We start from the raw sequence: 20726 nt of genomic DNA, 5'->3' as shown, positions 1-20726 counted from the left end.
TTCAGTGCAAAATTTCACATCAGATCAAAATTCCGCCGCCATGAAGACCGCCATAAATTTTGCTGCCGCGCCAGGTTCGGCACACAAACAAAATTCCGCCATCGCGTCGAATTCTATCAAAGAGCGGGATTTTGTCGAGGGAGAAAATTCCGCTTCTGGGCAAAATTTTACTTCAATTCAAAATTTCATCGCCCTGCAGAATTCTACTTTAATTCAAAATTTCGATACTGCTCCGCAAAAATCTGTTGCTCCGCAAAATTCCGTCCTAATTCAAAATTCCGCCGCTACCGCCCAAAGTCCCATTTCGCAGCCGCTACTCCCGCTTCAAATAGGTAAAATTCCAAACCTCACCCCTGCGCAGGAGCAAGCGCGTAAATTTGCCGAAGCCAATGAGACATCGCTGATTTTCGGCGATACGGGCAGCGGCAAGAGCGAAATTTATATCGCGCTAATCGCGCAGGCGCTCGCTGCGGGCAAGCAGGCGCTGTTTTTGATGCCCGAGATTTCGCTCACGCCGCAGATGACGAAGCGGCTACAGAGCTATTTCGGCGAGCGGCTCGGCGTCTGGCACTCCAAAATTTCGCCCAAAAAAAAGCGCGAAATTTTAGCGAAATTTAACGCAGGCGAGATCCGACTCATCGCGGGTGCCCGCTCGGCACTATTTTTACCCTTTAGCGATCTAGGCCTTATCGTCGTGGACGAGGAGCACGACGACAGCTACAAATCCGCCGCTGCGCCGCGCCTAAATGCCCGCGACGCCGCGATTTTCGTCGGCAAAAAGCTCGGCATCCGCGTGGTTTTGGGCTCCGCGACGCCCGCACTTAGCACCTACGCAAAGCAGCCGCACTTCCGCCTGCGCGGCACCTATTTTAGCAGCGCCAAGCGCTTTATTTTCGATGAGAGCGAGACGGGGCTGAGCCCTAAAATTTTAACCGAGATCGGGCGCAGCCTCGAAGCCGGCAAGCAGGCGGTCGTGTTTTTGCCGACGCGCGCGAACTACAAATATATGGTTTGCGAAAACTGCGGGCAGATCGTGCGCTGCCCGTTTTGCGCCGTCGGGATGAGCTACCACGCGGATGCTGCGGCGCTAAAGTGCCATTACTGCGGCTTTAGCACGTTTTACAGGGCGTCTTGCGAAAACTGCGGCGGCGAGGTAATGCAGGCGCGCAAGATCGGCACGGGCGAGCTTGCCGCACAGCTCGCGGCGCATTTCCCGAGCGCTCGCATCGCAAAATTTGATCGCGACGAGATTACCACGCAGCACAAGCTCGAGGCGCTGCTAAATAACTTCAACGCCCATAAAATCGACATTTTGGTAGGCACGCAGATGCTTAGTAAGGGGCACGATTACCATGGCGTGGATCTTGCGGTGATAATGGGGATCGACGAACATCTGAGCTATCCCGATTTTAGGGCGCGCGAAAAGACGCTGGCGCTTGCGATGCAAGTGGCTGGCCGCGCCGGCCGCTCGGGGCAGGGCAGGGTCGTCATACAGACGCGCCAGAGCGGTTTTTTTAGGGATTATATCGAAAACTATGATGATTTTTTGCGCGACGAGGCTGAGTTTCGCGAGGGGCTCTATCCGCCGTATATGCGGCTTTTGCGCGTGCTGATCTCGCATAAAAACGAAAAGGCGGCTAGCGAGATAATGAACGTGGCGCTTGAGCTTTTACGTCGCAAACAGGCGGGAAGTAGCGCGTTTGTATCGCATGACGGGCTGGACGCGAGGAGAGCAAATTTAAGCGCTTTAAATTTAGAAAATTCTGCGCAGCATGGCAGTAAGCAGATGTCAAATTTTAAATTTCAAAGCTCGGATTTGCGCGGGAGCAATGCAAATTTAAACCGCCAAAATGCTTCAAATTTGAAAAATACCGCGCAAATTTCAGCTCGCGACGTAGATAGGGATAGCGTAAATTTAAAGCCTGAAAGAAACGGCGCCGCGCAAAATTTTATAAATTTAGCAGCCGAAAATCTTGCCGGAAATTCCGCGCAGCATTTGAAAGAGAAGGCGAGCGAGAGCTTTGAGATCATCGGCTACGGTAAGGCCGGTATCGCCTATATCGCGTCGAAATTTCGCTTTGAAATTCTGCTGCGCGCTAGCTCGCACGTGCCGCTGATTAATGCCGCGCGCGCGCTTGAGCATCTGCCCGTCGAGATCGATATGGATCCCGTAAACTTCGGCTAGACGGAGCTTTTAAAATTCAAGCAAAATTTATTCGCCGCGGACGCCTTTTTGCAGCGTTTGTTTGCGGAACGGGCTAAAAAAGAGTGGCAAAATTTCGGGCAAAATTTAAGGAGACGATTTGAGCGATAATTTAGATGAGCTAAGAGAGGCCTTGCGTGGAAGGCACACGAAGGCGCCTCGCAGATCGCAGACGGATAGTGATAAGCCTGATGCTTGCGATCTGAATTTAAAACTAGATGGCTCGGAGTTTGCAGATGATAGTGCAGAAACGTATACCGACAAGAATGCGAGCCTTTCGAGCGAGGATCATACCATAATCATAGATTATGACAGAGCCCCATTAATCATAACAGATCATCTCTATCGCGATTACGTTAAATATCAATTCCCTGCGATGTGCTGCGCATTTTTAATATTTTTGTTTTTTGCCATCATCGTGGTAGGTCCGCCAGAGCTAGGCGTATTGCGGATGTTTATTCTAGTGCTCTTACCGCTCATAGAAGCGGCTAGGCGCGAGGGCGAAGCATATTTCGTGATGACGAACTCCGCCGTCGCGTATTATAAAAAGGGCGAAATTGTGAAATTTTTTGAGCTACAAAAGATCGGTGCGATGGCGATTAGCTTCGATTGCAGATGGAGTTGGAGGCAGCAAATGCCGTTAGCCCTTAAGATCATTATCGCCGTTTGGGTTTTACTCGCGCTTAAGTTTGGCGGAGACGACGAAAGCGTGAGTGTTAATATTAGAAATATAGTTTGTATTTTTACTATGGTACTTACCCTGCTTTACGGCTCTAAGATATTTATGCATCTACATAATGGCAGCCTCGGATTTTTCGGCATTCACGATCAGCTCGTGCTATATAAAGAAAACGCCAATGTCGATATAATGAATATTTTGATGGCAAACAAAGATGAATACGTGCAGCTACGGGAGTATTTCTTAGCCGTGCTAAATGTCGATATAGACGAGTTACGGCGCACGATGTCGGTTTTCGATGAAAAGATAGAATTTAAGAAATTTAAATTCTAAATCGGCGCGCTTGAGGGTTTGTCCGCAGGAACAAATATAGACTCCGTGAGTTTTGGCTAAGCGTGCAGTTAAGCGAATTTTATTTATATAAATTTTGCCCGCGGAATTTACATGATACGACGATAAATTTTACGCCCCGTCATTCTTATATCAGATTAAAATCAAAATATAATATCAAATTGCAAATGCGATTTAATCTTAACGGGATATAATAAGTCATCGCTCTTTTTGAAAGAGGCAAAACTATTTGCACCGATATAGAGCATATAAAGGCAACGATTTGAAAAAACTACTTAGAAATTTTATGATTTTCGCAGGTTTCATCTTTATATTATACGCCTCTTATTTTCTATATTTTTATTCTAAAAGAGCCGAGTATGCGGACGTTTTATTACAAAAAGCGCTTAGGTATGAAGAGGAATTTTTTACTAAGAAAACACAAAATTTAGACCCGCCAGAGCAAACCAAGCTACGGCATGAGTTTGAAAAAGAGAAATTAAAACTAGAAAAATATTGCAGCGATGCCATAATAAACGGCGAAAATGGTCATTGCAAGGTTTATTACAACTTCGATTTTGACTATATCCATTTTTACGACGGGCGAAATCAAGATATCGCGCTGGGTTACGACTTTGATAACGAAAGCATTGAATTTTATAAAAAGCTCGCAGATCATTATGATTACGAAGGCAAAAAATGCAGGTCGCGCAGAGTGTATAGCGAGCACCATGCGACATTTGCCATTGATAATTTTGAGCATGCAAAATTTTGGTTGGGAAATTACGGCGAATTTACCCTAAAAGATCCATACATTCATGAGTGTGAATAAACTTGATCGGTAATTTTAAACACTGAAAGCCTGCCGTATAGATCGGCGGTATATGCATAAATTCATATTTGTGCGGATATGATAATGTATTTTATACTTTGATTAAGTAATTATGTTGTATAAGCTTATATGACCGATAACAAAAAACGCTTTTAAGATTCCAAAAGCCTATTTTAAGGAGCAAGGGATGCAAATTCGTGCTTTTATTTTAGCGATATTGTTTGCCGTATCGTTCGCAAAAGCGGATGATATAAAGCATCCATCGATGCCATGGCAACTGGAACCTATTTTATGGAAAATTCAAGATAAAAAAGTTGTAAGAAAAGCTCTTCACGAACCTATGATCCGGGGTGCAACTACCTTTAACGGCAAGAGTTTTTATTTTTTTACGATAGAAGATAATGCAACGCTCAAAAAAGAATACGAAGAGCATTTATCAAAAGAAAGAGACTTCTGCAACGACTTTTACGATGATCTGTTCGAGTGGAAAAATATAAATATAATCAAACCTCTGGTTTTTGATACGACGGATTACAATAACCCAGTTTTAAAGAAAAATATGGGCGATTGCTGGTATATGGATATGAATAAAACGATTAAAGACGGCTTTAGCGGGCGAGGATTTACATTATATAAATTTGATAATAAGCTTTTGTATATTATGATTTACAAAACCACTCCTTATATATATCAGACGGATGATTTCGCAAATCTTGCTTACATTTTAGATCCCAAAAAGTGCAGTGAAATCATAAAAGATCCTCGTGGCAAGGCAAATTTGGAGAGTTTAAAAAACATTATATATAAACCGCGTCTGTTTTATGCCGAACCGATACGTTATAAAGATACAGACTATCTACTTTTCATAGATTTCGACAATACGCATAGCGGACAACTGCTCAATGTCGCAATCAGGAAATTTAAAGACGGTATTTTACAAATGCCTGTTTGTAGCAATTCATACGTAAATACGAAGCTTTATCGATAGGGGCGGTTATGTGGGTTCATATTTTCATCTTAATGATCGCATTCGTATTATTTGCGAATGCAAACGATGTAAGCGATACGGAAATTCCTTTTGATTTAAAAATAGCTTTATGGAAAGCTAATGATAGGAAAGTAGTAAGAAACAATCCTTCCGGTATGGTAGAAGGAGAAACCACTTTCAACGGAAAAACCGTTAGCTTTTGGCAAATAGATAGAAATGCAACGCTCAAAAAAGAGTATGAAGAGCATTTATCAAAAGAAAGAGACTTCTGCAACGACTTTTACGATGATCTATTCGAATGGAAAAATATAAGCGTAATCAAGCCTCTGGTTTTTGATACGACGGATTACAATAACCCAGTTTTAAAGAAAAATATGGGCGATTGCTGGTATATGGATATGAATACAACGATTAGAGACGGCTTTACGGGGAGAGGATTTACGTTATATAAATTTGATAATAAGCTTTTGTATATTATGACGTATAGAGATTTTCGGCAATACGAGATGTCTTTTGCAAATTTTATGTATATTCTAGATCCGCAAGAGTGCAGTAAAATTATAAAAGACCCCTCATACGATTCATATTATAGCAGGGCAGATTTTGAGGATTATCGAAACAAGATCGCAGGAGATACCCTGATTTATTTCGGACCGATAAAATATAAGAGCGAAGATTATCTACTTTTTATCGATTCCGTAAATTTAATAAACGGTCTTAAAGCGGTTTTTATTAAAATTAGCAAATTTAAAGACAAAGTTTCGCAAACATCCGTTTGTAGAAATTTGTATTTAAATACGAAAATTTACCGTTAAGGAGTAAATCATGCAACGCATTTAGTTGCGATTGATAACTTTGAGCATGCGAAATTCTGGTTGGGAAATTACGGCGAATTTACCCTAAAAGATCCTTTTATCGCTGTGGTTTTGGGTCGCTTATTTTTTGCTTTCGTATCTGCGTTTTTAAAATTTTGTTCGGATTTTGCGTCGCCGTACATGCTTTTGCTCGCCCTTTTTTGATATACAGCGCCTACTCCTCGCTTCCTTCCGTTCGTACGATCAGGCTTTTTGGAAGGCGGAATTTCTTGATGATCTCGCATTCCTTGGCGCGCATCTGTCCGTCGTCGCTTTCATGATCGTAACCTAGCACGTGCAGCATGCCGTGCGTAAAAAGCAGCGCCGTCTCGTCATCCCTGCCGTGCCCCAGCTGCGCGGCTTTCAGCTCCACGAGGTCTAAATTTATCACGACCGAGCCGAGTAGCGCGGGGGTGAAATTTCCGCCGCCAAAATTTTCATTTTTTAAATTTTCATCGCCAGAACTTTCGCCCTCGGAATTTTCAGAATTTATGGTATTAGAATTTTTGCTCGCAGAATTCGCGGCGCTTGTATTTTCACTAGCGGGATTCGCAGCGTCTGGATTTTTATCACCGCTGTTTTCATGCGCGGAATTCTCTTCGCTAAAATCCTCGCCGAAGCCTGCAAACGCCGCAGGATCGAGTGGGAAGCTCAGCACATCGGTCGTCTTATCGATGCCGCGCGTTTGCGCATTTAGCTGCCGCATCTCCTCGCCGCGCACGAAAATTAGCTCGACGCTCCCGCCGCCCAGCTCCGCCGCGATAGCGTCCAAAATTTCGGGATAGGGCTGCTCGCAAAGTATCATTTTTACCCCTCTTTTATAAAATTTTCGTATAATTTTAGCAAAAAAAAGGACGAAAATGAGAGCTTTATGCGTGATCAGCGGCGGCATGGACAGCGCGACCTGCGCCTATATCGCGAAGCGCGAAGGTTACGAGATCGTGGCGCTGCACTTTGACTACGATCAGCGCACGATGGACAAGGAGCGCGAGTGCTTCGGTAAAATTTGCGACGATTTGGGGGTTGCAAAGAGGTTTATTTTAGATGCTCGCTTCATCGCGCAAATTGGTGGCAGTGCCCTTACGGACGGTACTTTGCCGATAAGAAAGGGCGCTGCGGAGCTTGGCGCCGCGGCAAATTCTACCGGCACCGAGATTGACAGCGCGGCAAATTCCAAGAGCGCCCGTCTAGAAGGGCAAAATTCTATTGCGGCGAATTTTACTAATGCCGAGATTGGCGAGCAAAATTTTACTGCGTTAAATTTCTCGACGAGCTCCGCAGACATTCCGCTCGCCGTAGATTCGGCGCGGAGCAGCCGTACACAGAGCGGTGAAATTTTAATTCAAGGCTGCGAAATTCCACTAGGGGACGATAAAATTTCATCGCAAGACAGCAAAATTTTAGCCTGCGACGACAAAATCCCACCGCAGGGCATCAAAATTCTGGTTCAAGACGGCGAAATTTTACCTCAAAGTGAAGCCGAGCTGCAGCAGGGCGATGAAATTCCACCCAAGCACGCAGGGGGTAAAATTTTACTGCAAAGCCGAAGCGATAAAATTTCACCGCCAAGCGGCGAGAGCGTGTTTTCGGATCTGCCGAGCACCTACGTGCCGTTTCGCAACGGCGTGTTTTTGAGCATCGCCGCCGCCCTTGCCGAGAAGGAGCGCTGCGACGCGATTTTCATCGGCGTGGTGCAGGAGGATAGCAGCGGCTACCCCGATTGCGGCGCGGAGTTCATCGGCGCGTTTGAGCGAGCGCTCGATCTGGGCACGAGCCGCGACTTTCATCCACGCATCAAAACCCCGCTCGTGCACCTTAGCAAGGCGCAGATCGTCTCGCTGGCGCTTAGAATCGGCGTGCCGTTAGAGCTTACGTGGAGCTGCTACGAGCGCGAGGACGCTGCGTGCGGGCTTTGCGACAGCTGCCTACTGCGGCTTAAAGGCTTTGCGGGCGCCGGCGCAAAAGATAAAATCCCCTACGCGATAGAAGCTTAGACGCGCCGCGGCGAAATTTAATCGCGACGCGGTTAAATTTTACCGAGCCCGCGTAGCGTGGCAATCCGCGCAGTGTTTAAATTTGAAACGCCGCATGATTTGCGGCTAGATTTAAACGCGCGGCGACTTGCGCTTTAGCGCGCGCCGAGCTGTGGCTGTAAATTTAAACTGCGCTTCGGAATTTGAAAAATTTTAATGCGAGCGTTGCATGTGGTTTGAGGCGAAAATCAATTATAAATTTAACCCTACGATATATTTATTAGCGCATAGGCGGATATAAACATATCGTAGTATAATCCGAGAATTAAATTTTAAGGAGGAGAAAATGGCGTTTGTAGCGGAATATATTTCGAAAGAGGACTTGAAGAAATACAATGTTATAGACACTGTTAATAAAATTAGGACAAAATTTAGAAAACCTTTATTGAGCGATCAAGATATTAGATGGTTAAATTGGGTAGTAGATAAACAAAAACAGACTTACCTTATCTTCATCGGTAGCCCTCAATTACCTGATCCAAGAGATGGCTATACGGGCGAGGATATTTGGTTGCTCCATTATAAAGATACAAATATCGAGCTAGACATAAGGCGAATTTACGATGAGACAACGAGTAAATATTTCACGAAAAATCCATTTAAGGTCAAATATAAATTTCAAAGCGTAAATTCTGACATTGGAGATATTTCGATAGATGAGCTTTATGAAATTTTAAATGAAGCCTTGTCTGAGTATGGCAGCGGCGGTATTGAAAATAGGGAATATGTTCCAAAAGAACACGAAGTCGTAACTTTTCTGCACGATTAAGAAAGGATAAAAACGACAAACTAACAAAGTCGATCAAATTTTAGTAGACATTATAAACGACAAGGGGGCGCGCAGCGGCAGCGGTACCGATGGCGGTGCAAGCACGAAAGGAGTTAGCAAAACGTGGCGTGGGCTCGAAACGCGATGTGTAAATTCAAAGTGAATTTTATCCAAAACCCAACCGTGAGCGAGCGCGAGATAAAATTTTACTCAAACATCCAGTGCGCAAGAATCCGCTAGCGGGCGCAGATTATCTGTAAATTTTAAAATTTCACTCAAACGCCGAGCGTAGATTTAGATGCGGGATGATCTGCAGCTCTGCGGGCGCCGTAAATTCCTTTTTACGCAGCTTTTCTATCGCCGCGCGCGCGATCATAGCGGCGTTGTCGGAGCAAAATTTCATCGGCGCAAAAAGCATCTCGCAGCCCGCCCGCTCGCACAAATCCGTCAAAAGCCCCCGCAGATGCAGGTTTGCGCTCGCTCCGCCCACGACGCCGAAGCGCGCAAAGCGCCGCAGCTCAAAGATCCGCTGCAATTTATCCAGTATGTGCGCGCACGCCGCGTCCTCAAAGCAGCGCGCCAGATCGCGCATCGCCCGCTCATCCAGCTCGCCCGCCTTTTTTAGCTTCTCTATCTGCACGCGCACGGCGTTTTTAAGCCCCGAAAAGCTATACTCCAACCGCCTATCGCCCTTCAGCGGCACGGGCAGCTCAAACCTCGGCTCGCCGCCTTTTGCAAGCTCCTCGATGAGTGCGCCGCCCGGGTAGCCGAGGCCTAGCATTTTGGCGACCTTATCGAAGCTCTCGCCGAAGCTATCGTCGCCGGTGGTCGCTAAAATTTCGATACCCCCCGCCGCATCGATATCCAAAACCATCGTATGCCCGCCGCTAACGAGCAAAACGCCCATCGGAAATCGCGCCTCGCCGTCCAAAAACAGCGAGTAGACGTGGCCTATGAGATGATTTACGCCGATGAGCGGCAGATTTAGCGCGAGCGCGAGCGCTTTTGCCATATTTACGCCGCCGATCAGGCTCACGCTAAGTCCCGGGGTATTGGTCGCTGCGACGGCGCTAAGCTCGCTAAAATAGGGCTTTGCGCGCTGTAAAATCCGCGGCAGCGCCTCCGTATGCAGCCTCGCGGCAAGCTCGGGCACGACGCCGCCGTATTTGGAGTGATCGGCCTCCTGGCTTATTTTTTCGTAAAATTTTAGCTCGAAACTGCGCTCATCCATCACCGCGACCGAGCTATCGTCGCAGCTGCTCTCAATAGCAAGTATCACACAAAATCCTTAAAATTTTTCGCTCATTATACTCAAAAATCGGCGCTATGGAATAGATGAAATTTTAAAATTTAAAGCGGCGCGCCCTAGATTTGGTCGCGACGTGCTCACTCTCGCGGGACTAAATTTAAAGCGCGCCGTTCGGCTCGGTCGCAGTTTGTCTGCCGCGGCGGGTAAAATTTCAGATAGATGAAATTTTGGCAGTTGAAATTTAGCGAGCAAATTTAAAAAGGCCTTTGGATTTTAAAGCTCCAAAGGCCGTTGCGATTAAATTTAGCGGCAAATTTAAAGGCTAAATTTCAGGCTCTTGCTCCTGCTTTTTCTCGCCGCTTGGGATCGCCGTGTCGTACCAGTCGAGCTTGCGCGTAAAATACATCACCAAAGAGATCACCGCGAATATCATCAGACTTCCCATTAATAGGGCGTAGTCTTCGGAATTTAAGATGACATAGAGGATCGCATATGAAACGAGCTGAACGCAAGTGATGAAAATGCCCCAGCGCGCGCCTTTGAAAATCGCGCTTGCGTAGAAAAATACTATCGCGCTTACCGCGATCGCTGAAGCAGCATAGCTAAGCGCAAATCCCATATGCTCGGAAAGCGAAAGTACCAGCAGGTAGAAAACGACGTCCTCAAGCCCGATGAGTAGATACTGGATCGGGTGGATGCGCTCGTGAGTGTAAACCTCGCACAAAAAGATCGCTAAAAACGGCACCGCTAAGAACAGCAGCGCGTAATCCGTGCAGCGCTTAATCAGCGAGTAGTTGTTCACGGGCTCGATGAAGCCGATGCTTACGGCGTCATTTCTATCGTCGTTGCTGCGCCAGTTCGTCATAGCGACGCGGTCATCTTGATCTGCAAGCCACGCAGGAGCAATGCCTGCGGCTAAGCCTGTAACTTCCCACGAAGCTTTAAAACCGCTAGCGCTTACCTCGCGCGATTTGGCGATAAAGCCGCCGCCAAAGCTAGGCGATGCCCAAGTAGAGCTAATTTCAAAACGGCTATTTTGCGCGATCGGAGCTAGATGAAGTGCCTCGCCGCCTTGGATTTTAAGCGTGCCGCTGATGCTAAAATCAGACGACAGCGCGGAAGCGGGGAGCTTGTAGATTAGGCTTCGATCAAAAATTTTAGCTTCGGTGTTACCGTGATATTGCTTAAGCTCCTTGCCGTTTAAGCTTAAAGCGGGGGAGGCGGTGAAGGATTTTTGATTGCCTACGCCGAGCACTAGCACGGCTTCGTCGAAATTTAGCCGCGCAGGATCGACGCCGAGCTCGGTATAGTTTATCGCCTCAAAGTCCGCCTTAAGCGCGAAGTCGCCGTTATATATTGGAACGCGAAAAATTCCGCGCTTTAAATAGGTGGGGTCGATCTCTGCCGCGAGGGAGTAGTTTTTAGGCACGATGATGAAATTTTTCTCTACGCGCCTTTTTATGAGCTCGTTGTTGCTTTTGTCTATCGCTTCGATTATCTCTGCGTAAGGCACTACGATCGCAAGGCCCTGGATTTGCAGCTCTCCACCCACCGGCGTGAGGATCGAATCCTGCGCGAGCTGCTTGGTTTCGGAGCGCGAGTAGGTAAGATTATCGATAAAGCTTAGTGGGATTAACAGCAGCAAAAGCAGCACTAAAACTATAAACGGCTTCGTCCAAAACGCGCCACGAATGGCGTTTTTAGTAGAATTTAACAAAGGCTCTCCTTTTAAGTAGAATTTAAAACGGAATTTTAACGATGAAGAGTAAACGGACGGCGCTTGAAGCGGGAGGAATCTTATAAATTCTAAAGGAACTTTGGATGTGAAGCGCTGCGGATATCGCTTTGAATTTTTGGAATTCCGCTGCACGCTAGAATTCCATTTTGAATGAGAATTTTGCTATTCGCAAAAATTTTATGAGAAAATTTCTGTTAGTAGAATTTAAAAGCTTGAAATTCAAAGCCCTTGGAATTTCAAATTTACAAAGCCCTAGGAATTTTGAAATTCCAAGGGCTTTGAATTTTTAAAATTTAGCTGCTTTAGCGTGCAAAATTTCATACCGCCATCTCGCGTAAGCTTTAAAATTTATACGCCACGCTTAGCTTGAAATTTCGTCCCGGCTCCCAGTCGATAGCGTTTGAATCACCGGTGAAATCGGCGCTGCGCTGCGAGTGCGATGCGTAGGCTTTATCAAAGAGATTGTAAACGCCCGCGTTGATCTCAAGCCCTTTAAATCGTCCGCCATCCGGAGCGTAGGTGACGTATAGATCGTGAACCGCGTAGCTAGGCACTTTTGTTTTTTCGTCGCTAGCTGCGGAGGCTACGTTTTTGGAGTCGAAAAAGAGCAAGTTATAGCCCAGCAGTAGATCCGCCGCAGAGATTGCGTACTCGGCATTGAAGGTGTATTTATCGCCATAGTCGCGGTAGCCGATGATGTTTGAGCTTAGATAGCCCGAGCCGCTGCGCACGCGGTCTTTATATTCTACGTGCTGGTGGGTGTAACCCGCAGCAAGGCTCAAATCATCTAATATTAATCTTGCGAAAAGCTCGACGCCGTCAATGTCCGCACCGCCTGCATTAGCCCTGCATAAGGCGCCCTGTGCGCCTCCCGGGCAGCCGACGATTCCGCCCGCCGCATTGTTATCTACGATGAGATTTTTATATTCCGTCCTGAAATATTTTGCGGTTAGGCTTACCGAGGAATTCTCTCCTAGCTCGCTTTTGTAGCGACCGCCTATTTCGTAGGCGTTGCCCGTAGTGGCCTTTAAATTTTCATTGGCCATCCAGCTTAGTGGTCTGCCGCGGCTAGTACCCGCAGCCATCATGCTCTCCATTACGTCAGGTCCTCTAAATACTCGCGCATAGCTTGCAAACGCTCCAAATCCCGCGCCGATCTCGTAATCAAGCGCCAAGGCGGGGCTTACTTCGTTAAATTTATATTTGTAGCTAGAGATATTAGCGCCTCTACCGTTGTAAGTCTTTAGCTCGTGCCTTTCGTAGCGGATACCCGGAGTTACCGTAAGCCCGCCGTAGCGCATAGCATCCTCGATATAAAAGCTATAATTATCGACCTTCTCGGGGCGTAGATTGCCGGGCTTAACGTAGTTTTCGGAGCGGTAGTAATCAAAGCCGTAACGCAACGTATGAGCCAGATCGCCCGTTTCAAATTTACTCTTAGCGCCGATTTTGCCGCCTTTGGTCTCGACGCCCCATTTTACGTTCGTCGAAGTCGATCCGATGCGTTGATGCTTGGTGTAATATCCCGTGATGTCGAGCTCTAGCAGGTCGCTTGGATTATACGTGTATTTGATCGTGTGTGTATCGCGCTCGTATTTGCGGTTATCCAGCTGCCCGTTTAGCCATGAGCCGAATTCCGCCCGCAGCGGATAGAGACCTTTATACTGCATATGCTCGGTAGAGAGCGAAATTTTATGAAAATCCAAAAAGCTATAGCCCGCTTTTAATAAATAATTTATATCGTTGCCGTCGCCGCCCGTAGGCTTGCCGTTGCCCGATTCGCCGAAGCCGTATCCGTAGTGCTTGAATGCGGCAAGCATATCTAGGCTATCAAACGCTCTGCCGTAGAGCATCGCACTTTGCGAATAGCCTTCGTTATTGCTCGTATAGCCCACTTTGAGCTTGGCGCCGATATCCTGACCGTCCTCAAGCATGTCAGAAGCGTCTACCGTCCTGAAGGCAACTGAGCCGCCCAAAGCGCCCGAGCCGTTCACGACTGAGCGCGCGCCTACATCGACCTCTACGGCTTTGATAAGATCAGGATCGATTAGTAAATCGGCGTTGTGATGAAAGGTATTGCCGTTTTGCTTCGCGCCGTCAATCGTGATATTTAGACCGCGATCGCTCACGCCGCGCATATAAATTTTTTGATTCATGCCGTTGGTGCCGCCCACATAAACGCCTGGGATGTCGCGAAATACATCTTTGATGAGCGTAGCGTTGCGAGTATTGATTTTGATATCATCCACAGTGCTAGGCGTGCTAGAATCGCTAGTAACTTCGATTACGCCCAGGCTTTGCCTATTTGAATCTTTGCTTTTGGATACGTCCGTAGCGCTTGATTTCTCGTCTGCTTGTGCGCTTAAGCAAAGAACTGCGCACAAGGACAAAGCCAGATGAAATTTTTTCATACTAAACTCCTAAATGATAATGAGATTAAAAAATGGCGAATAATATAAAATTAATCCTTTATTTTATATTAATTATCAAGACATTTTAAAATCATTAAAATTCTATCACCGAATGCTTTATTATCATTAAATAAAGCTAAATGATAAAATATAATTTAAATATCGATCATCAAAATTTTAGTAAAAATTAAATCTACTTTTGATAAAATCGCTCACTTTTTTGGCAAGGCACTTTGCTGAATTTATAAAAATTTTTAAAATTTTTAAGGAGAGCTTATGGGCATTATGGAATTTTTGGCGCATTACGTGGATTACATTATCTTTGCAATCCTCGGATTTATGAGCTTTTTGGTCGTGTGGTTTACTATCGAAAGGCTGCTTTTTTATTCGAAGGTTAAGGCGAGCGATTACAAAAGCAAGGCGCTATATGAAGAGGCTCTGACAAAAAATTTGACGACGCTTTATATCGTTTATTCAAATGCTCCGTACATCGGTCTTTTAGGCACAGTTATTGGCATTATGATCACATTTTTTGATATGAGTACTGCAAGCGGTATCGATACCAAGGCTATCATGCAAGGTCTTTCGCTCGCGCTTAAAGCTACCGCTACCGGTCTAGTCGTCGCCGTGCCTACGCTCATCATCTACAACGGTTTCGTCCGCAAGGTCGATGTGCTTCTAAACCGCTACGATGAGGTTAAATAAATGAGCATTCCTAGACGAGACGGGCTAAATATTGTCCCGTTCATCGACATTATGCTGGTGCTGTTAGCGATTGTGCTTAGTGTCTCTACTTTCATTGCGCAGGGTCATATCAAGGTAAATCTTCCATCTTCTTCAAGCTCGCAAAATCCGCAAGAGGATAAAAAAGTTACCATCAAAGTGGATAGCGAATCTAAAATTTATCTAGACGATGTCGCAATAAGCGAGGATGAGCTTGAGGAAAAAATTGCCGCGCTCGATAAAAACGATCTTGTCGTGTTGAAAAACGATAAAGACTCGAAATTTTCCTCTTTCATTTCTATCATGGATGTCCTAAAAAAGGCGGGCCATGAAAAATTTGCGATCGTGACCGAAAAAGAGCAATGAATAAAGATAGCGCAATAGGCTTCATTGTATCTTTGGTGCTGCATTGCATCATCGCTGTAGGTGTTTTTGTTCTTTTATCGTCGGCACCGAAGCCGCCTAGCATGCCCGATATGATAGCCTTTTCCATCGATAGCATAATGGATGAGGCCAAGCAGGGCGATATATCGGATGAGCCCAATATCCCGCCTCCTTCCGATCAGTCCGAACCAGATCCTGAGCCCGAGCCCATTCCGCCGGAGCCCGAGCCCGAACCGGAACCAACTCCGCCTGAGCCGGAGCCAATACCGGAGCCGGAGCCAATACCGGAGCCAGAGCCGATTCCTGAACCGGAGCCTATACCAGAGCCTGTAGTCGAAAAACCAAAACCGGTCGAAAAGCCTAAGCCAAAGCCGGTCGAAAAACCTAAGCCGAAAAAAGAGCATAAAGTTCAAAGCAGCGATAGGAATTTAACGGCAAAATTTGACCCCACAAAGCCTATTTCGCTGGGTAGCGGCGGGGGCGGCGGCTCCAGTAGTGCAGGCGGCGGTAGCGACGCTATAACAAGCCGCGGCGATCCTAGCAATAGCGATGTCGGCAAGAAAATTTTCGCCATCATTTCGCGCTACGCGCAGTCGCACTACCCTAAAAATGCGCAACGTATGCGTAAAATCGGCGTCGTAGGCGTGCACTTTACATATACGGCAAGCGGAGATGTTAAAGGTCTTCGCGTTACGTCTTCCTCGAAAGTCGATTCGCTTGATGAGGGCGCGTTAAGCGCGGTCGAGCGTACAAAAGGTAGCTTTCCAAAGGTCGAGAAAGATATGGAATTTAACTTTAGCATAAAGTATACGCTAAATTTTAACTAGCCTTAAAGCTTCTATTAAAAACTTCTGCCTGGGCGGTGAAATTTTAAAAATTCACCGCTCTTGCCGCTTTATCTTAGCTCGCAAAATTCCATCTTGGCGAAGTAAAATTTTAAAATTTACTGCTCTTGCTGCCGCTTCTGCCGCGCTAGTTTTTACAAACGGATTAGCGCCGTGAAATTTAAAATTTAAATGGAGAAAATTATGTCTTTTCAAATTTAGCCAAGCAAGCATCTTAAAGTGTTAAAATTTTAAATTTAAGCTGCGAAATTGCTAGGAAATTCCACTGATTTTAATGGAATTTTTACTATAATTTTGTATGAAATTTAAAAGATTAAAGGAAATTTATGATAGACGTTTACGACTTGGCGGTGATCGGCGGCGGTCCTTGCGGCATCGCTTCCGTAGTAGAAGCTAAAAGAAACGGGCTTGCGCATGTGCTTCTGCTTGAAAAAGGCGACAACCACTCTCAAACGATTAGGCAGTTTTACAAAGATAAAAAGCGCGTCGATAAAGAATATAAGGGCTTTGACAGCGAGACGCGCGGCTCTATTTCGTTTGAAACCGGCACAAAAGAAAGCGTGCTAAATTATTTCGACGAGCTCTTAGATAGCGACGAAATCGATACGAATTTCAAAAGTGAAGTCGAAAAGATCGAAAAGCACGCAGATGAGTTTTATATCACGACTAGCTCGGCTGAATACCGCGCGCGCAACGTCATCGTCGCAATTGGCAGGATGGGCAAGCCTAATAAGCCCGCTTATAAAATTCCGCCTTCGATCACGCAACGGGTAAATTTCAATCTTGATAAATGCACGATTAATGAAAAAATTTTAGTCGTCGGAGGTGGTAACTCAGCTGCGGAATACGCTATAGCGCTGTGTAAAACCAATGTTGTGACGCTTTGCTATCGCAAGCCTAAATTTACCCGCCTAAACGAGACGAACGAAAGCGACGTAATGCGCGAGACCAAATACGGCAACATCATCTTGCGCTTAGGTATCGATATAGAGGCTCTTGAGAATGAAAACGGCAAGGTGCTGGTAAAATTTGATAATGGCGCCGAGCTCGTATTTGACCGCGTGATATACGCGATCGGCGGCACGAGCCCGATCGATTTTCTTAAAAAATGCGGCATCGCTTACGATGAAAACGACGTGCCGATCGTGGATGAAAATCTTCAAACCGCCACTAGTGGGCTTTACGTCGGCGGAGATCTCATTAGCAGAAGTGGTGGATCGATCGTGGTGGCGATAAATCACGCTCATACCATCATCAAAAATATCCGCAGATGAGGCTTTATCAGCCGAAAAAAGGTTATCGCTACACGAGCGATACGATTTTTTTGTGGAATTTTATAAGAAGCTCAGGCGTGCGTAAAGCTGACGCAGCATCGCAAAATGGCTCTTGGGCGCTGGGCTGTGGCGCGGAATTTAAAGGCGTAGCAGATAGGAGCTTTAATGCAAAATTTTGCTCTGCGGATTTCGCAGGCAGCGAAGCGGAATTTTGCGCCGAGGATTGCGCTTTTAGCAAAGAAGAGTCGTATGCCGCTAACCATAGCGTGGGGAATGATCGCGATTTTGGAAGTAAGGGCTGCGCTGAACTTCAGGCGGAATTTAAAAAGGAATTTGAAGCGGGACTTCGGGCGAAATTTCAAAGCGAGCGCTGCAAAAATTCAGATTTTCAAAACGACGAAGCCTGGCATGCTTTAAAGCCTGACATTGCAAGCGGTGAAAATTTTAAATTTTGTGATGAGCAAATCGCGCAGTCTTTAGAATCTCAAAAGACGCACGATAAAGATTTCGCGAGCAAATTTAAAGACGCCAAAGCGAGCGAGGATTTTGCTGCGGAGTGCTTGCGTGACGACTGGTTTGCAGTTTGCGATGAGCGTAGTTTAAAAAGCGCGCTAAATCCGCGAGCGATATACGGCGACGTGCTGGATGTGGGCGCAGGATGTGGAATTTTAGGGCTTTTGCTAAAACGCGATTTTAAAAGCATCAATCTAAGCTTGCTAGAAATTCAAGAGCGAAATTTAGAAATCTTAAGGCTAAATTCTTTGCAAAACGATCTACCTGCCGAGATTTTGCACGCGGATTTCGCGGAGTTTAAAAGCAAAAAGCGTTTTGACTTTATCGTCTCAAATCCGCCTTTTTATCGAGAGCGCATTTCGCTTAGCAAAGAGCCTCATATGGCGCTTAGTAAGAGCGCAGCAAGCCTTAGCCTACGGGATTTCGTGCGATCTGCGAATGCTCATCTTAAGCCTGGCGGTACGCTTATTTTTTGCTATGAGGCGGGCAAGCTAGCTAAAATTTGCGAGCTTTTAGGCGAGTTTAGGCTAAATTTGACGAGGCTTGGTTTTGTCTATCCTGACATTTCAAAGCCCGCTAAGCTCTCGCTTTTGCAAGCTCGTAAGAACTCGCGCTCGCCCTGTGAGATCACCATTCCGATCTATGCTAGTGCGCACGGAAAGCGCACCGCACAAGCCCACGCGATCTACAAAAGCGCGGATTTAACGAGCGTGGATTATGAGTGAGTTCGGCTTCAGCTTCGATGCAAGCGCGTGCGAGCGCTGCGGCGGTAAGTGCTGCACGGGAGAGAGCGGCTATATCTGGATAGATGAGAGTGAGATTGCGGCACTTGCGGTAAAATTTGAAATTTCGCCCGCGGAGCTTAAAAGGACGTATTTGGACAAGATAGGCGCTAGATTTAGCGTAAAAGAAAAGCCCTTTGAAGGCGGTTTGGCGTGCGTATTTTTTGACGAGGCGCAGCGCAACTGCGGGATTTACGAGCTGCGTCCGAAGCAGTGCCGCAGCTTTCCGTTTTGGGAATATTTTAAAACGCATACTAAAGAATTGGAGGAAGAATGTATCGGGGTAAGGTTTTAAGCGGAATTTTAATCGCGGCGATGATTTTAGCGCCACAGTATCTAAGCGCGGAGAGGGGGGCGAATGCTGCAGCAGCGAAGCAGTCCGTTACGGATAAAAAGGCGTCTGATAAGAATTCCAGCATTGGCACAAAAAACGGTGCAAAAGATGCAATTAAAAAGAGCTTGATAAATCGCGGCGTAAGCGCTAAAAGTATAACCAAAGAAAAGCTAAACCACGCGATGCGAGCGCAAGAAGACGCCGAGCTAAATTTCGATTTGCTTACAGCTTTGGAGCTACTGCATAAAGATCCCGTCGCATCGATGTTTTTATACGAAAAGGCATACAATAAAACGGGCTCGTCCGTTTATCTGCTAGAAGCGCTAAAGACTGCTTTTGCGATCAAAGATCGTAAAAATACGGCGCGCTATTTAAAGCTCGGCGAAAAAAGCCTAAGCTCAGACTCCGAGTATCTGCGAGTAAAAATCGGCTACTACTTAGGCATTAAAGATAATCTAAATGCCAATACCGCTGCTCTTAAGCTAGTCACCGTAGATCCCGTTTCGCGTAGTTACGCGATCTTAGCAGCGACATATTATGCGATGGAGAATTTTACTTTAGCCAAAACCTACTTCGAAAAAGCCTATGAGCTAGACAAAACTGACGAAAATCTCATCAGATTATGCGACGTGCTGCTAAATAAACTCGATGATTCGGATGGAGCGATCCGCATCATAGAGACGCACAGGCGCATCTATGGCTGTGCCCAGGGTATGGCGTGCGAGCTGCTAGCTGATGTGTATCGTGCGAATAAACGCTATTTAGATGTCGCTAAGATCGATGAAGTGCTGTATGAAGCTAAAGGGGATAATAAATTCTTAGACGATATGATAGCGATTTATTACTACTCAAACGACTTTGATAAAATAATCGAGCTTTTGAAGAAATACGACTACAAGCGCGAGCTTCTAATCGATGCCTACGCGCATAAAAAAGACTATAAAACCGCGATTAAAATGGCACGCGATGAGTTTATGAAGACTAAAAATTACGACTTTTTGGCGATCGAAGCGATCTACGAATATGAAAGTGCGGGCAAAAACGTGGACGCCAAGACCCTATCTAGTGTAGTGGCAAAATTTGAAAATATTGCGCCGCAGCTTAAAGACCCCGTGCATCTAAACTATTACGGCTACATCCTAATAGATCACGATTTGGACGTTCGCAAGGGGATCGAGCTCGTCCGCCGCGCTCTACAAAAAGACCCCGACTCACCGTATTATCTGGACTCGCTTGCTTGGGGATACTACAAGCTTGGCGAGTGCGACAAGGCTAAAAATGAAATGGCTAAGATCAAAGACGCAGAATTTTTTAATTCCCCCGAAGGCAAAGAGCATTTAGAGGCGATCGATGCGTGCGCCGCTGGCACAGGTGTAGCGCCGCAGAATTCTATATCGCAAAACCCCACTACGATAAAAGGCTCCGCGCCGAAAGATCAGGCGCCGCAAAGCCCGGCAACAAAAACCCCTTCGCCTAATTCCATAAAATCTACGGCGCCCGAAAGCTCTGCGTTAGATTCCGCGCGTCCGAGCTCCGCTGCAACGCGTGATTTAACGCCAAAAGACTCCGCTTCGCAAAATTCTGCTGGGTCTGCAAATTCCGCAGTTCAAAATCAGACACCAAATTCCGCGGCGTCTGAAAATTTTGCAACGCCCATAAATTCCGCCGCGCAGAATTCTGCCTCGTCAAGACAAAATTCCGTATCGAGGCAGGATTTTATGCCAGAGCAGAATTCTACGTCGAAAGAGCCTACCGGCTCTAAAATCCAGACGCCAAGGCAGTAGC

Annotated in this window: 16 protein-coding genes and 4 pseudogenes; 16 read left to right on the top strand and 4 right to left on the bottom strand. The window is 46.1% G+C overall.

The window, feature by feature from the left end; translation table 11 throughout:
• Positions 1 to 334: 334 nt before the first annotated feature.
• The 5 genes and pseudogenes from priA to Q0393_RS04300 form a co-directional block, all read left to right on the top strand.
• A pseudogene (gene priA / locus Q0393_RS04320) lies at positions 335 to 1663 on the top strand (primosomal protein N'); the annotation flags it as partial.
• Positions 1664 to 2303: 640 nt separating this feature from the next.
• Positions 2304 to 3215, top strand: a complete 912-nt coding sequence (locus tag Q0393_RS04315) for a hypothetical protein (RefSeq protein WP_298978164.1) — start codon at positions 2304 to 2306, stop codon at positions 3213 to 3215.
• Between the two features lie 280 nt (positions 3216 to 3495).
• Complete coding sequence (locus Q0393_RS04310) at positions 3496 to 4044, top strand: hypothetical protein (RefSeq protein WP_298978162.1); 549 nt, start codon at positions 3496 to 3498, stop codon at positions 4042 to 4044.
• Between the two features lie 187 nt (positions 4045 to 4231).
• Positions 4232 to 5032 carry a hypothetical protein gene (locus Q0393_RS04305; protein ID WP_298978160.1) on the top strand — a complete coding sequence of 267 codons (801 nt, stop codon included), beginning with the start codon at positions 4232 to 4234 and terminating at the stop codon, positions 5030 to 5032.
• An 8-nt stretch (positions 5033 to 5040) separates the two neighbouring features.
• Positions 5041 to 5847: a hypothetical protein gene (locus Q0393_RS04300; RefSeq protein ID WP_298978159.1), complete on the top strand. Its 807-nt coding sequence runs from the start codon at positions 5041 to 5043 to the stop codon at positions 5845 to 5847.
• 214 nt (positions 5848 to 6061) lie between these two features.
• On the opposite strand, the gene ybeY is transcribed toward Q0393_RS04300, so the two are convergent.
• Positions 6062 to 6691: an rRNA maturation RNase YbeY gene (ybeY, locus tag Q0393_RS04295; protein ID WP_298978156.1), complete on the bottom strand. Its 630-nt coding sequence runs from the start codon at positions 6689 to 6691 to the stop codon at positions 6062 to 6064.
• 55 nt (positions 6692 to 6746) lie between these two features.
• Here ybeY and Q0393_RS04290 point away from each other — a divergent pair.
• From Q0393_RS04290 to Q0393_RS04280, 4 genes and pseudogenes are all read left to right on the top strand, one after another.
• A pseudogene (locus Q0393_RS04290) lies at positions 6747 to 6995 on the top strand (7-cyano-7-deazaguanine synthase); the annotation flags it as partial.
• A pseudogene (locus Q0393_RS10760) lies at positions 6953 to 7045 on the top strand (hypothetical protein); the annotation flags it as partial. The pseudogenes Q0393_RS04290 and Q0393_RS10760, both read left to right, overlap by 43 nt.
• Before the next feature lie 421 nt (positions 7046 to 7466).
• A pseudogene (locus Q0393_RS04285) lies at positions 7467 to 7880 on the top strand (7-cyano-7-deazaguanine synthase); the annotation flags it as partial.
• A 325-nt stretch (positions 7881 to 8205) separates the two neighbouring features.
• Positions 8206 to 8688: a hypothetical protein gene (locus tag Q0393_RS04280; protein ID WP_298978155.1), complete on the top strand. Its 483-nt coding sequence runs from the start codon at positions 8206 to 8208 to the stop codon at positions 8686 to 8688.
• 271 nt (positions 8689 to 8959) lie between these two features.
• Here Q0393_RS04280 and tsaD read toward each other — a convergent pair whose 3' ends face one another.
• From tsaD to Q0393_RS04265, 3 genes are all read right to left on the bottom strand, one after another.
• On the bottom strand, positions 8960 to 9967 hold the full coding sequence (gene tsaD / locus Q0393_RS04275; RefSeq protein ID WP_298978153.1) for a tRNA (adenosine(37)-N6)-threonylcarbamoyltransferase complex transferase subunit TsaD: 1008 nt from the start codon (positions 9965 to 9967) through the stop codon (positions 8960 to 8962).
• A 292-nt stretch (positions 9968 to 10259) separates the two neighbouring features.
• On the bottom strand, positions 10260 to 11654 hold the full coding sequence (creD, locus tag Q0393_RS04270) for a cell envelope integrity protein CreD (protein ID WP_298978151.1): 1395 nt from the start codon (positions 11652 to 11654) through the stop codon (positions 10260 to 10262).
• A 362-nt stretch (positions 11655 to 12016) separates the two neighbouring features.
• Positions 12017 to 14086: a TonB-dependent receptor gene (locus Q0393_RS04265; protein WP_298978150.1), complete on the bottom strand. Its 2070-nt coding sequence runs from the start codon at positions 14084 to 14086 to the stop codon at positions 12017 to 12019.
• A 285-nt stretch (positions 14087 to 14371) separates the two neighbouring features.
• Here Q0393_RS04265 and exbB point away from each other — a divergent pair, with 285 nt between their 5' ends.
• The 7 genes from exbB (at position 14372) to Q0393_RS04230 (ending at position 20725) form a co-directional block, all read left to right on the top strand.
• Positions 14372 to 14791: a TonB-system energizer ExbB gene (gene exbB / locus Q0393_RS04260; RefSeq protein ID WP_040304198.1), complete on the top strand. Its 420-nt coding sequence runs from the start codon at positions 14372 to 14374 to the stop codon at positions 14789 to 14791.
• Entirely contained in the window at positions 14792 to 15175 is a 384-nt protein-coding gene (gene exbD, locus Q0393_RS04255; protein ID WP_295151962.1) for a TonB system transport protein ExbD, read from the top strand.
• Complete coding sequence (locus tag Q0393_RS04250; protein ID WP_298978148.1) at positions 15172 to 16020, top strand: energy transducer TonB; 849 nt, start codon at positions 15172 to 15174, stop codon at positions 16018 to 16020. The genes exbD and Q0393_RS04250 overlap by 4 nt, the downstream gene beginning before the upstream one ends.
• Before the next feature lie 344 nt (positions 16021 to 16364).
• Entirely contained in the window at positions 16365 to 17312 is a 948-nt protein-coding gene (locus tag Q0393_RS04245) for an NAD(P)-binding domain-containing protein (protein WP_298978147.1), read from the top strand.
• Positions 17309 to 18550 (top strand): methyltransferase, encoded by a 1242-nt coding sequence (locus Q0393_RS04240; protein ID WP_298978145.1) that lies wholly within the window; start codon positions 17309 to 17311, stop codon positions 18548 to 18550. Before Q0393_RS04245 ends, Q0393_RS04240 begins: the two co-directional genes overlap by 4 nt.
• Positions 18543 to 18902, top strand: coding sequence for a YkgJ family cysteine cluster protein (locus tag Q0393_RS04235; RefSeq protein ID WP_298978143.1), 360 nt, complete (start codon positions 18543 to 18545; stop codon positions 18900 to 18902). The genes Q0393_RS04240 and Q0393_RS04235 overlap by 8 nt, the downstream gene beginning before the upstream one ends.
• Entirely contained in the window at positions 18881 to 20725 is a 1845-nt protein-coding gene (locus Q0393_RS04230) for a hypothetical protein (RefSeq protein ID WP_298978141.1), read from the top strand. The genes Q0393_RS04235 and Q0393_RS04230 overlap by 22 nt, the downstream gene beginning before the upstream one ends.
• The last annotated feature ends 1 nt before the right edge of the window (position 20726 follow it).

Source organism: uncultured Campylobacter sp. (genome assembly GCF_938015785.1).
Lineage (GTDB): Bacteria > Campylobacterota > Campylobacteria > Campylobacterales > Campylobacteraceae > Campylobacter_B.
Note: the sequence above shows the minus strand (reverse complement) of the source record. Positions and strands in the feature narration are given on the sequence as shown.

Bases quoted from the DNA above. Each gene is read 5' to 3' on its own strand.
- Q0393_RS04305 (WP_298978160.1), top strand. From the start codon at position 4,232: ATGCAAATTCGTGCTTTTATTTTAGCGATATTGTTTGCCGTATCGTTC.
- Q0393_RS04300 (WP_298978159.1), top strand. From the start codon at position 5,041: ATGTGGGTTCATATTTTCATCTTAATGATCGCATTCGTATTATTTGCG.
- ybeY (WP_298978156.1), bottom strand. From the start codon at position 6,691: ATGATACTTTGCGAGCAGCCCTATCCCGAAATTTTGGACGCTATCGCG.
- Q0393_RS04280 (WP_298978155.1), top strand. From the start codon at position 8,206: ATGGCGTTTGTAGCGGAATATATTTCGAAAGAGGACTTGAAGAAATAC.
- Q0393_RS04265 (WP_298978150.1), bottom strand. From the start codon at position 14,086: ATGAAAAAATTTCATCTGGCTTTGTCCTTGTGCGCAGTTCTTTGCTTA.
- exbB (WP_040304198.1), top strand. From the start codon at position 14,372: ATGGAATTTTTGGCGCATTACGTGGATTACATTATCTTTGCAATCCTC.
- exbD (WP_295151962.1), top strand. From the start codon at position 14,792: ATGAGCATTCCTAGACGAGACGGGCTAAATATTGTCCCGTTCATCGAC.
- Q0393_RS04250 (WP_298978148.1), top strand. From the start codon at position 15,172: ATGAATAAAGATAGCGCAATAGGCTTCATTGTATCTTTGGTGCTGCAT.
- Q0393_RS04245 (WP_298978147.1), top strand. From the start codon at position 16,365: ATGATAGACGTTTACGACTTGGCGGTGATCGGCGGCGGTCCTTGCGGC.
- Q0393_RS04240 (WP_298978145.1), top strand. From the start codon at position 17,309: ATGAGGCTTTATCAGCCGAAAAAAGGTTATCGCTACACGAGCGATACG.
- Q0393_RS04235 (WP_298978143.1), top strand. From the start codon at position 18,543: ATGAGTGAGTTCGGCTTCAGCTTCGATGCAAGCGCGTGCGAGCGCTGC.
- Q0393_RS04230 (WP_298978141.1), top strand. From the start codon at position 18,881: ATGTATCGGGGTAAGGTTTTAAGCGGAATTTTAATCGCGGCGATGATT.